We start from the raw sequence: 12,411 nt of genomic DNA on the forward strand, positions 1-12,411 counted from the left end.
ATATATCCTTTGTAATTTTCCATTAATTTATAAATCTTGTTAATAGATCAAAAAAATAAAAAATCAGGTAACAATTTTATATCTTTGCTCCAGATATGGTAATTAAGATATGGTAAACAATCAATTTGTTCGTAATAAATTTGGGTTTTTAGGAGAACAATTTTTAAATGAACTTAATAAAAATGCAGTCGTCACAGAGGTAAAGGCAAAGACTGAAATTATTCGCGAAGGTCAGAAAAACAAATTTGTGCCCTTTCTTATCAAAGGGTCTGTAAGGGTTTTTACATTAAATGACGGCCGTGAACTTATCTATTATTATATCAGAACCAATGATAGCTGTCTGATGACTTTTTCATCTATTTTTACAGATTATATCAGCAGGGTATATGCCGTAGCGGAAGAAGATTCTGAAATCATGCTTGTTCCGGTATCAATAATCCACGATTGGCTGATTGCATATCCGGAAATCAACCGTGTTTTTTACCATGAATATGACAAAAGATTTTCAGACGTCATGAGTATGGTAAATGATGCTGTTTTTCACAGACTTGATAAAAGAGTATTAAATTATATCCGGCAGCAGATTTCAATCACCGGCTGCAATCCTATAAAACTTACCCACCGTGAAATAGCAAGCAATCTGGGAACCTCCAGAGAAGTAGTAAGCCGTGTTTTGAAAAAAATTGAGAATGAAGGTGAAATTTCACAAACCAAGGAAGGGATAAAAGTGCCTACGAATGAAAATGTTATACAAGGCTAATAAATTATATTTAATTAATTTAACAATTTGATTGATAAAAACAATCCGGTCGGTGACTTTTATCACGCACTTTTGATAACATAAGTATATAAGTTTGTCATACTAAACTTTAATAGAAATTGTATGACAAAAACCTTACTATTTTTGTCGGTATTGATCTCAGGTTTCACCTTTGCACAGGAGGATCTGCTGAAAGATATTGACACCATTCAAACGAAAAATACCGATACTTCCCAACCTGCTTTTAAGGCGTTACAGATTGTAACCGGACAATCTACCAAACTTCCTGCAAAAAAAGAATGGTACCTCATTGTGGCACACCGTTTTGGTGATGTAAGCAGAGGCTTCAAAGACTTTTTCGGGCTGGATGATGCTTCTACCAAACTCGGTGTTATTTATGGAGCCACAGACTGGCTCTCATTCAATCTATCCAGAGAAACGAATCAGAAAACTTTTGAAGGCGGTGCAAAATACAGACTGCTGAAGCAGAATGATAATTTTCCTGTTGATGTTGTGGGCTATAATGTGATAGCCGTAAATACAGATCTGAGTACCGACAATTATCCGCATCTAAAATTTGGAGACAGGCTTTCATATCTTACCCAAGCCTTGATATCCAGAAGATTTAATGATGATTTTTCATTACAGCTAACTCCATCTTACGTTCATAAAAATCTTTACGAACCTACAATAGAAGATAAAGATCAGTTTCTGGCAGGTATTGGAGGAAGATACAAGATTTCAAAAAGAATATCCATTAACGCAGAATATTTCGTGAATTTTGATAACCATAGCTTTTATAAAAATCCTCTTTCGCTAGGAATGGATATTGAGACAGGAGGCCATGTTTTCCAGCTATTGTTTACCAATTCGCAGATCAATTCTGATATCGGCTATCTCACCAATGCTACAGGAAAGTGGGAGAAAGGACAGATTTTCTTTGGGTTTAATCTTTATAGAGTTTTTTAATATGAAAAAGTGCATTTATATCATTTTATCAGCAATATTATTAATTGCCTGTGAAAGCAGAACCTATGAAGAGATTTCTGATACTACTCCTATTGCCGAAAATGTTACCTACAACAAAGATGTTAAAGCAATTATTGATGCCAACTGTGTAAGCTGTCATTCTCCCGGTGCTCAGGCTTTAACCAATTATAATCAGGTGAAAAATAATATCGACAATATTATAGACCGAATCAGCAGACCCAACGGAGATCCTCTGAAAATGCCGCAGGGTGGGAGTTTATCACCTGCACAAATTAATATCATCACCAAATGGAAAGCCGACGGCCTTTCCGAAAACTAAAAATATATTATGAAAAAACTGATCGTATTAATTGTTTTAATGATAGCGGGTAACTTTCTTTTTGCCCAAAAATACATGTCCAAAACAGGAAAAGTGACTTTTGAAGCCTCGGTTCCTCTTTTTGAAGATGTTTTTGCACAAGACGACAATAATATTGTTGTTCTCAATACCGATAACGGAGATATCGCTTCTGTTTCAGTTGTTAAAAACTTTCATTTTAAAACCAAACTTATGGAAGAGCATTTTAATGAAAGCTATGCAGAAACGGCTAAATATCCGAAGACCACCTTTACCGGTAAAATTGTAAATTTTGATAAGTCGAAACTTACGGCATCACCTCAGAAATTTACTGTTCAGGGAACTCTTAATTTCCACGGAGTGGCAAAAGCATATACATCAACCGCAACGATGTATGCTAAAGACGGAAAAATTTATATGTCGGGAGGATTTACGGTAAAAGCGGCAGACCATAAAGTAACCATCCCTAAAATGGTGATGAAAAAAGTAGCGGAAACCGTGAATGTTGAATATAATTATGTCTTGGTTAAACAATGAAAAAGATCATCATACTGTTAAGTATTTTCCTGGGACTTACTTTGACGTTTGCTCAGGACAACACAAAATCCATTTTTGATATTGCTCGTACCGGAACTGTTGAAGAGGTAAAAGAACTGATGAAACAGAATCCGGATGTCATTAACCAAACCAATGAAAGCGGATTCTCACCACTCATTCTCGCATGCTACAGAGGAAATGTTGAGGTTGCCAAATTTCTGATAGATCATGTTAAGGATGTAAATTACAGAAGCGGGGACGGAACTGCCCTTTCAGGACTTGCAGTAAAATATAACAAGGATCTTGTAGAATATCTTCTGAAGAAAAACGCCAATCCCAATATTCCGGATGCCAACGGTGCAACTCCCTTGTTTTGGGCAGTAAAATTCGGAAATAAAGAACTGACAGAACTCCTTCTGAGATACAAGGCCGATAAAACCATAAAAGATTCACAGGGAATGACTCCTTTTGAGTATGCTCTGCAGACCAACAATAAAGAAATAATTAATCTCTTAAAAAATTAACTTATGAAAAAAATTCTACTCACATTATCAATGGCTCTGGCATCTTCGCTCGGAGCACAGTTTTTCTCGACGGGTACGGTGAATTTACCCACCGCTTCGATGACGGTAAAAATCGTTACCAATCCTACAACAGTTACTTTGACTTTAACGGGAGACAGTAATTCAATGTTGGGAATAGGTTTCGGAAACAATGGAATGGAATCTGGTGCAGACGGCTTTATTTATAATTCTTCAGCCAACAGAGATTACTCATTTAATGGCTTAGGAGTTGCTCCAACTGCTGATCCTTCTCAAGACTGGACGGTTACTTCAAACACTGTATCAGGAAGCACCAGGACAATTATAGCAACAAGAAGCTTAGCAGGTGGGGCGGGAGATTTCGCTCTTACCAACGATAATACCAGCATTGAAATATTCTATGCCAGAAGAGCCGGGAATTTGACTATAGGAAATCACAGTTCACTGAGGGACTATGCAACCCTTACAAGAACATCCGTATTGGCAACCGGCGAAGTAGCAGCGGAAAGCAAAAATATTATTTTGTATCCAAACCCTGCAAAAGAAATGATAAGCTTTAAAAATGCAGAAAAGATAAAATCTGTTGATATTTTCGAATCTGCGGGAAGAAAAATCAGAACCGTTAAAACGGACGGAAAAGAAATCAATATTTCCGATTTGAAATCTGGAACGTATTACTTGGAAATCACTTTAAATGACGGATCAACTGCTTTTGAAAAATTGATTAAAGAATAAAAAAAATTCTTTAAGTTCATTTTAAGTTGGGGACGGCGGCGCAGCCGCCGTCCCCAACTTCATTATAGCATCAGCAAAATATTTACTCCGGTTTACTTCCGTGCTGATAATTGCAGATAATCTTCATAATATTTTACAAAAAATTTCCAACCATCTTTTACATATATCGAAAAAGAAATATCTTTCCGGTATGAAAACGAATCAGATCACCACCGTCCAGAGAATCAAAGCTATTGTAGGCGGATCCATCGGAAATCTTGTTGAATGGTACGATTGGTATGCATACGCAGCATTTGCCATTTATTTCTCAAACTCTTTCTTCCCCCATTCTGATATGACGGCACAACTGCTGAATACAGCGGGAATTTTTGCCGTTGGTTTTCTCATGCGTCCTGTGGGTGGGTGGCTTTTCGGAAGTATTGCAGACCGGATCGGAAGAAAAAAAGCCATGACGTTTTCAGTATTGCTCATGTCTTTCGGATCACTGTTGATTGCATTAACACCAACCTATGATACAATAGGAGTTCTGGCTCCCTTGCTTTTATTAACAGCAAGACTTCTGCAGGGCCTTAGCGTAGGAGGAGAATACGGCGTTTCTGCAACTTACCTCAGCGAAATGGCGACTCCAAACAGACGCGGATTTTATTCCAGTTTCCAATATGTAACCTTGATTGGTGGACAGCTCATCGCACTCGGAATCCAGCTGATTTTACAGAAATTATTGCTTACAGAAAGCCAGCTTGAAAACTGGGGCTGGAGAATTCCTTTCGTTATTGGGGCATTACTTTCCGTGATTGCATTGTATCTGAGAGCAAATCTCCACGAAACGGAAGCTTTTGAAAGTAAAAAAGAGATGGGCGAAAATAAAAAAGGAACCATACAAGAATTACTGAAACACCCTAAAGCATTACTGACAGTGGTAGGTCTCACTTTAGGCGGAACGCTTGCATTCTATACTTATACTACTTACATGCAAAAATTTCTGGTAAATACTGTTCATCTTACGAAAGAAGAATCTACATTGATCTCTTTTATTTCACTCTTCATTTTTGCCTGTCTGCAGCCTGTTTTCGGAGCCTTGTCGGATAAAATAGGAAGAAGGCCTTTGTTGTTGGGATTCGGAATTCTGGGAACAGCATTCACTTATCCGCTGCTGAACGCTTTAAGTACCACCACTTCCATTTGGGGTGCTTTTTTTCTGATCATGGCTGCGCTAATTATTGTAAGTGGCTATACCTCTATCAATGCAGTCGTAAAGGCAGAGCTTTTCCCGTCTGAAGTAAGAGCTTTGGGAGTGGGGCTTCCCTATGCATTAACCGTAGCGGTTTTCGGAGGAACGGCAGAATATCTGGCATTATGGTTTAAACAGCAGCATGTAGAGCATTATTTTTATTGGTATATTACCGGCTGTATTTTCTTTTCACTGATCGTTTACTCAAGAATGGCAGACACGAAGAAAACATCTTCTCTTGATAAGGATTAAAACGAAATACCTAAAAAGACCCGCGGCTCAGAGAATCTGAGCCGCGGGTTCTATTAATGATAGGCTTGCTTAAATTTTTGGAGGATATTATCCAGATTATGTCTCTGGACATATACACTCTTTACATCTTCATATCTCGGCGATTTGTAAAAAACTTCATGGAAATCCATACTGCCATTTCCAACTTTTACCACTTTCTGAACCTCAATATTCAACTTTCTCAATTCATCTTTAAAAACCTGAAATTCGTCTTGGATATTTTTCATCTATTTTTGGATTTTAATTAAAACTATACTTTTATATCAAACACCCTACCAAAATTCGGGGGTGTAAATGAAAATCAGTATAAAGGTAATGAATTTTTAGATATAAAAATAAGAATTGATTGGTATTTTGGCAATAAATCAATAATTTTAAAATCATTTTGATAAATTTTTCATGAATTGCATAGTGTTTTTTCTAAGCGAAAAAATTAAACAAAAAATCTTGTGATATAAAAAGACCTGCAGGTAATGCCTTTTCATCTGGCGTATCGATCGAATACTACAGAAGAATTAAACATGAATTAAAATCAAAAAGGTTAAAATCGCCTGCGATTCTAACCCTTATTCTATATATAGTAATTAAAACTATTTCTTGCTATCCTCTTCTTCCAGTTCAATTTCATGTCTCAGCTGAGCCTTATATAAGGTAGCATAATATCCGTTTTTATCCAGAAGTTCAAGATGCTTTCCTTCTTCCACAATTTTACCGTGTTCCATAACGATGATTTTATCCGCCTTTTCAATGGTGGAAAGTCGATGTGCAATGATAATGGACGTTCTGTTCTTTGTGATCTTTTCCGTGGCTCGCTGGATCAGCTTCTCACTTTCATGATCAATAGATGAGGTCGCTTCATCAAGAATAAGGATTTTAGGATCTGAAAGATAAGCCCTCAAAAAAGATAAAAGCTGTCTTTGACCGAGAGAAATGGATGAACCTCTTTCGCTCACTACATAATCATATCCGCCCGGAAGGCTTTCAATAAACTCATCAACTTCAATTTCCTTTGCTCCGGCTTTGATCTGCTCAAGCGTAATGGAATTATCACCAAACGAAAGGTTTTCAAAAATACTTCCGTGAAACAGGAAAACATCCTGTAATACTACACCGATATGACTTCGGAGGCAGTAGAGTTCATAGTCTTTAAGATCCACATCATCAATCAGTATATTTCCGGAGTTGATGTCATACAATCTGGTGATCAGGCTGATAATCGTGGATTTTCCTGCTCCGGTAGCACCCACAATAGCGACAGTTTCTCCCGGATTTACTTTAAAATCAATTCCCTTTAATACTTCCTGTTTGTCGTCATAAGCAAAATGTACATTTCTGAATTCAATTTTTCCTTCAAAATGATCTTTCTGTACGGTTCCGGTATTTGGCATCGAGTTTTCCTCATCCATCAATCCCAATACTCTTTCTGCTCCTACAATACCTCGCTGAATATTGTTGAACCGGTCTGCAATCTGTCTTAAAGGACGTATCAGCATAGAAATATACTGGATAAATGCTATAACCACTCCGGCACTGATTGTGATATAGCCTCCATAAAAGAGGATAAATCCGATGAAAAGCGAAGAGATTAATTCAACTACCGGAAAGAATAAGGAAAAAATAAAAACCGTTCTCAGTAATGCGCCTTTTAGCGTAATATTGATTTCATCAAACTTTTTAAATTCAGACTCCTGCCTGTTGAAAACCTGAATGATCGACATTCCTGCGAGTCTTTCCTGAACAAATGAATTTTGGTTAGATGTCCAGTTTCTCTCATCTCCGAAAGCCTTTTTAAGTCTTTTCTGAAAAAACCGTGTAATAACAACCATTAAAGGAAGAATGGCCAGCGTAATGTAGCTGAGATGAACATTGGTACTGAACATCATTACCAACACAAAAAGAATTCTCAGGACATCTCCGAAAACCATCAGGAAACCATCTGTATACACGGTGGCAATGGTTTCAACGTCTCCTACTGCTCTTGTCACCAGCTGCCCGATGGGTGTTTTATCAAAGAACGAAGTTTTAAAATAAATAAGTTTGTGATAAAGTCTTTGTCTGATATCCCGGATCACATTCTGTGAGATATAATTGGAAAAATAAACAAGGAAAAAGTTTAAAACAGTTTCTGCGAAAACCAGACCTACCAGAATGTAGATGTGTTTCATCATTAAAGCTTTGTCTTTCAGCTTGGTGATGTCGTTGTCCACCACTTCCATGGTAAGGTATGGCCTGTAGGTAGAAACCATAGCCAGTAGAATGGAGATAATCAGGGTTAGGATGAACCAGGAACGGAATTTCATTCCGATAAAGAACAGCCTTTTGATGATGCTCCAGGTATCTTGTTTTTTCATTGTACGAATTGAAGAAAGAATGATATTAAAAATTCTTTGCAAAAATAAGACTTTCTGAATTGACAAGCTTTACAAGCTATGGAAATAGTCATAGAAAATTTCAGATCGGTGTCATTTATGGTATAGATGATTGATCCGGCATAATCCTTCAAGGTCTGTTGAAATCTAATTTACTTTCTTCAGCCATTCCGAAACATACTGTGCGACTTCCTCCCAGTTTTTCTCACCTGCGATAAAGTGGCTTCTTCCCGGAAATGCTTTAAAATCAACAATACTGTTTTTATCCTGATAAGATTGTGCTATTTTGCGGGAAAATTCTGCAGGGAAAATAGCGTCATTCTCTCCTCCGATGAATAATAAAGGCTCGTGAGGCTTCTTTAAATCTAATTTTGCGGAAGATTTGAATAAAGGATCTTTTGCAAACTTTCTGCTTTCCGGTGCGGCAACCGTTTCGTATAACCGGTCGCTTTCTTCTTTGGTGTAATTGTTAAAAAATGCTTTGTGATACCATTCTTTAGAGCCCATAAACACAGTATTTCCTTTAAAGAAATTCACTACAGGCCACACTATTTTTACCGTAGAAAAAGGAGCCATTATGTTTTTTGGCGGAGCGCCGTCAATGCTTACTCCGGCAACAGCCTTGCCCATATCGATCAGCTTCTGAACCATCAGTCCGCCGAATGAATGGCCGATCACGATTGGCTTTTCAGGAAGCGTATCAATAAATTCGGACAAATGGGCAATCACATCATCAAATCCAACATTCTTTAAATCTGCAGGAATGTTTTTTTTCAAATCTCTCGGATCTCCATTGTGTCCGGGATTGGCAGGAGTATGTACCGTGTAGCCCTGCGCTTCAAAATAACTTTTCCATTCTTTCCAGCTTGTATTGTTCACAAATAATCCATGAATAAATACGATAGTTTTTGTTTTCATAACTTTTATTTTTAATTGGTTTTAAAATTATGAGACAAAGTTCCGCGAATAAAATGAGGATAATTTTAACCTTGGTTAAAATCGTACTACTTTCCCGAAATTCTTTTTCGGATTCTGCTGAGAGAGGGTCCCTGAATGCCCAGATAAGAGGAAATATGATACAGCGGAACATTATTAAAAATATCAGGGTGCTGTTTGATAAGATCTAAATAGCGTTCTTCGGCGGATTTAAATATAAAACCCTCAATTCTGCCCATGGTTACGTTAAAAGCTTCTTGGGCCAGAAGTCTTCCAAACTTTTCCCACCGGTGCGACTGGTGATACAGTCCAAGCAAATCTGTATATCTGATATAAATGATAGAAGCATCCGTTAACGCCTGTGTGTGGTAATCACAAGGGATCTGATTGATAAAGCTTTTAAAAGAAACCACAAAACCATTCGCTGAATATAAGAAAACATTTTTCTCATCGCCCGTCTTTTCATCAATGGTGTACGAACGGAAAACACCATCCACAATAAATCCTAAATACGTGCACACCGTTCCGCGAAGATTGTAGAATTCACCTTTTTTATAGCTTTTCGGGAGCCAGAAATCTGCAGAAAGTTTGAAATCTTCTTCTGTAAGCCCGGCAAAATGACTGAGTGCAAAAGCAAGTTTTTCGATTTCACCCATGGTTTTAGTTTTTTAAATTAATTAAATAAAAATATCTCGATTGTCATTTTGACGATTCTAAAACAAAAGCTTTCCGATTCGTCCAACCTTCAAGGTTTCAAAAACCTTGAAGGTTTACATTATTAATTTTTAGAACAATCAATCAAAATTATACCCCACATCCACCAGGTACAGGCCGTGAGCCGGAGCAGAAGTTCCCGCCGAATTTCTGTTCTTATTTTCAATAACTTTTCGGAGGTCTTCGGGCTTTAATTTTCCGGCACCTATGTCTACCATCGTTCCTACAATTGCCCGTACCATATTTCTTAGGAAACGGTTGGCTGAAACCGTAAACTTCAATTCACTTCCGTTTTGTTCCCATTCTGCTTTATAGATTTTGCAGAGGTTGGTTTTATTATCGGTATGGAGTTTGGCAAAGCTGGTGAAGTCTTCATATTCAAATAAAATGTTGCACGCTTCATTCATGGGATTGATATCAAGCGGTCTTCTCCAGTGTTGCCATGCAGAATCTTCCGTAAACGGATTTTTTTCCAGGGAAATATAATACTCATAGGTTCTGTACGTAGCATCAAATCTCGCATGGAAATCATCGCTTACCTGAAAAATCCTTTTCACCGCAATATCCGGTGGAAGAAAACTGTTTAATCTTCTTGTCAGGTCCTGATCCAAAGCTTTTTCCGTGTCAAAATGAGCGAAAATTTTTTTCGCATGTACCCCGGTATCTGTTCTTCCTGCGCCGGTAATTTTAATTTCTTCCCTCAATAACATAGAAAGTGCTTTCTCCATTTCTTCCTGTACGGAAACAGCATTCGGCTGAATCTGATAGCCGAAATAATTTTTGCCGTTGTAGGAAAATTCTATAAAATACCTCACTGTAATAAAATAAGTACACAAAATTACTTTAATTAAATGATAATCATCAACACAATTTAAGAACCGTTTTAAACTTTTCTGAAATTTTCAGCAAGGATGCAGGATGTTGAGGAAAATCGTAAGGTTGACAATTAAAACTATTAACGTTGCTTCTTATAAAATATCAAAGATTTTTCCTTCTTTACCCTTAAACCTTTTTAAAATCTTAATGTTAAATAATTGCAATTTGAAATTGAGATTGAATAAATGTATAATTATTTAAATAAATCACGAAAAGTAAGTACCATAGTAAGCCAAATCCATATGAAAATTCCTATTTTTGCAAGGTATGAAAAGATGGTACCTTTATCCCTTTTCTCTAGGTTATCGCATGGTAACGGGTATCCGAAACACAATGTATGATCTGGGAATTTTTAAATCGACAAAATTCAGAACACCGATCATTTGTGTCGGTAATCTTTCCGTAGGCGGAAGCGGAAAATCGCCTATGGTAATGTATCTTGCGCAATTTTTGTCAAAACATTACAGAACGGGAGTTCTCTCCAGAGGTTATGGAAGGCTTACGAAAGGCTATGCCGTTACCAATTATGAAAGCAATTATAAAATGGTGGGCGACGAAGCCATGCAGCTGTTCGAACGTTTTAAGAACCGCTTTGTTATTGCCGTTTCCGAAGAAAGAGTTCCCGGCGCCAAAAAAGTAATCTCTGATATGGATCTTGATGTTCTGGTGCTGGATGATGCCATGCAGCACAGAGCTATAAAGCCTGGCTTTACCATCATGATGACCGACTTTAATGATCCTTACTTTAAAGATCACCTTCTTCCGGCAGGAGATTTGCGCGAATCAAGAGCTGGGGCAAAAAGAGCAGACATCATTATGGTCAGCAAATGTCCCGACGAGCTTACCGAAGAAACCAAGCAATATTATATTTCAAGAATAAGGCCTTCAGGACGTCAGAAAGTATTTTTTTCATCTATAGGCTACGACGAAAATGTATACGGAAAGGAGAAAATGCTTCCGGATAATAACCTGAATTATTACGATATCCTTCTCATCACAGGAATTGCCAATCCGAAACCTTTACTGAATCATCTTGCTAAATTTTCGCAGAGAGTAAAGCACCTTAAATTCCGGGACCATCACAACTTTACGGAAGCGGATATTAAAAATATTGTGGCAGAGTACAAAAAACTAGGGGAATATAAACTGATCCTAACCACCGAAAAAGATTACGTACGTCTTAAAACCTTTGATTATCTCAGAGATATTATCTATTACTGGCCCATCAATGTAATTATTGATAAGAAGGAAGAATTTAACCAAATCATTCTGGACTATGTTAGAAAAAATTAAAAAAACAGCAGCCTTCATACAGAACGTTATCAATGATACGCCTGATTTTGCCATTGTATTAGGTTCGGGATTGGGGAAGCTTCAGGATGAGATAGAAACAATTCATACTATTCAATATGCTGAAATTCCTGAATTTCCACAAACAACAGTTGCCGGCCACAGTGGAAAATTAATCTACGGAATGCTGGAAGGCAAAAAAGTATTGATGATGAGTGGCCGCTTTCATTATTATGAAGGTCACTCGATTGAAAATGTTGTGCTGCCTATCCGGGTTTTTCATCTTTTAGGCATAAAAAATCTTATTCTTTCCAATGCTTCCGGAGGTGTAAATTCTGAATATAAAATTGCTGATATCGCCATCATCAAAGATCATATCAACATGATGCCTGAGCATCCGCTGCGCGGAAGAAATATAGATTCTTTCGGGCCAAGATTTGTCGATATGAGCGAGCCGTACAACAAAAAGATGATTTCCGTGGCCGAAAAGATTGCCTCAAAAAATAATATCAATTTTCATACGGGAACTTATGTAGCGTTGCAGGGACCTACTTTTGAAACACCTGCAGAATACGGAATGATAAAAGCCATTGGTGGTGATATGGTAGGAATGAGCACCGTTCCTGAAGTTATTGTAGCCAGACACATGGGAATGGATGTTTTCGGAATCTCCGTCATTACAGATCTGGGCGGGCCCGATATTGCATTTTCCGTTTCCCACGAAGAAGTTCTTAATGCTGCCAATAAAGCGATGCCTAAAGTAATTGCTATAGTGAAAGGTTTGGTTAGGGAATATGAATAAC

Annotated in this window: 14 protein-coding genes; 9 read left to right on the forward strand and 5 right to left on the reverse strand. The window is 37.5% G+C overall.

Translation table 11 applies throughout. The features are described 5' to 3' along the window. The first annotated feature begins 109 nt into the window (after positions 1–109). The 7 genes from BUA76_RS04070 (at position 110) to BUA76_RS04100 (ending at position 5,384) form a co-directional block, all read left to right on the forward strand. On the forward strand, positions 110–760 hold the full coding sequence (locus tag BUA76_RS04070; RefSeq protein ID WP_072883539.1) for a Crp/Fnr family transcriptional regulator: 651 nt from the start codon (positions 110–112) through the stop codon (positions 758–760). A gap of 123 nt (positions 761–883) precedes the next feature. Next, entirely contained in the window at positions 884–1,729 is an 846-nt protein-coding gene (locus tag BUA76_RS04075) for a DUF5777 family beta-barrel protein (RefSeq protein WP_072883540.1), read from the forward strand. 1 nt (position 1,730) lies between these two features. Beyond that, positions 1,731–2,069 (forward strand): c-type cytochrome, encoded by a 339-nt coding sequence (locus BUA76_RS04080; protein WP_072883541.1) that lies wholly within the window; start codon positions 1,731–1,733, stop codon positions 2,067–2,069. Positions 2,070–2,078: 9 nt separating this feature from the next. Next, the gene (locus BUA76_RS04085; RefSeq protein WP_072883542.1) at positions 2,079–2,624 is read left to right on the forward strand and encodes a YceI family protein; all 546 of its coding nucleotides are present in this window, start codon (positions 2,079–2,081) and stop codon (positions 2,622–2,624) included. Then, positions 2,621–3,148, forward strand: coding sequence for an ankyrin repeat domain-containing protein (locus tag BUA76_RS04090; RefSeq protein ID WP_072883543.1), 528 nt, complete (start codon positions 2,621–2,623; stop codon positions 3,146–3,148). The genes BUA76_RS04085 and BUA76_RS04090 overlap by 4 nt, the downstream gene beginning before the upstream one ends. A 3-nt stretch (positions 3,149–3,151) precedes the next feature. After that, entirely contained in the window at positions 3,152–3,901 is a 750-nt protein-coding gene (locus tag BUA76_RS04095) for a T9SS type A sorting domain-containing protein (RefSeq protein WP_072883544.1), read from the forward strand. A 190-nt stretch (positions 3,902–4,091) separates the two neighbouring features. Further along, complete coding sequence (locus BUA76_RS04100; protein ID WP_072883695.1) at positions 4,092–5,384, forward strand: MFS transporter; 1,293 nt, start codon at positions 4,092–4,094, stop codon at positions 5,382–5,384. 53 nt (positions 5,385–5,437) lie between these two features. Here the strand turns inward: BUA76_RS04100 and BUA76_RS04105 are convergent, their stop codons facing one another. The 5 genes from BUA76_RS04105 to truA all read right to left on the reverse strand — a co-directional run bounded on the left by BUA76_RS04105 (position 5,438) and on the right by truA (position 10,257). After that, positions 5,438–5,650 (reverse strand): hypothetical protein, encoded by a 213-nt coding sequence (locus BUA76_RS04105; protein WP_072883545.1) that lies wholly within the window; start codon positions 5,648–5,650, stop codon positions 5,438–5,440. A 363-nt stretch (positions 5,651–6,013) separates the two neighbouring features. Beyond that, positions 6,014–7,774 carry an ABC transporter ATP-binding protein gene (locus tag BUA76_RS04110; protein ID WP_072883546.1) on the reverse strand — a complete coding sequence of 587 codons (1,761 nt, stop codon included), beginning with the start codon at positions 7,772–7,774 and terminating at the stop codon, positions 6,014–6,016. Positions 7,775–7,939: 165 nt separating this feature from the next. Beyond that, the gene (locus BUA76_RS04115) at positions 7,940–8,710 is read right to left on the reverse strand and encodes an alpha/beta hydrolase (RefSeq protein WP_072883547.1); all 771 of its coding nucleotides are present in this window, start codon (positions 8,708–8,710) and stop codon (positions 7,940–7,942) included. Between the two features lie 86 nt (positions 8,711–8,796). Further along, complete coding sequence (locus BUA76_RS04120) at positions 8,797–9,384, reverse strand: Crp/Fnr family transcriptional regulator (protein ID WP_072883548.1); 588 nt, start codon at positions 9,382–9,384, stop codon at positions 8,797–8,799. Positions 9,385–9,522: 138 nt separating this feature from the next. Beyond that, positions 9,523–10,257 carry a tRNA pseudouridine(38-40) synthase TruA gene (gene truA, locus BUA76_RS04125; RefSeq protein WP_072883549.1) on the reverse strand — a complete coding sequence of 245 codons (735 nt, stop codon included), beginning with the start codon at positions 10,255–10,257 and terminating at the stop codon, positions 9,523–9,525. A 328-nt stretch (positions 10,258–10,585) separates the two neighbouring features. Between truA and lpxK the strand changes: the two genes are divergently transcribed. Next, positions 10,586–11,611 carry a tetraacyldisaccharide 4'-kinase gene (gene lpxK, locus BUA76_RS04130; protein WP_072883550.1) on the forward strand — a complete coding sequence of 342 codons (1,026 nt, stop codon included), beginning with the start codon at positions 10,586–10,588 and terminating at the stop codon, positions 11,609–11,611. Then, positions 11,595–12,410, forward strand: coding sequence for a purine-nucleoside phosphorylase (locus tag BUA76_RS04135; protein WP_072883551.1), 816 nt, complete (start codon positions 11,595–11,597; stop codon positions 12,408–12,410). Before lpxK ends, BUA76_RS04135 begins: the two co-directional genes overlap by 17 nt. Position 12,411 lies beyond the last annotated feature (1 nt).

This window comes from Chryseobacterium takakiae (genome assembly GCF_900129385.1).
Lineage (GTDB): Bacteria > Bacteroidota > Bacteroidia > Flavobacteriales > Weeksellaceae > Chryseobacterium > Chryseobacterium takakiae.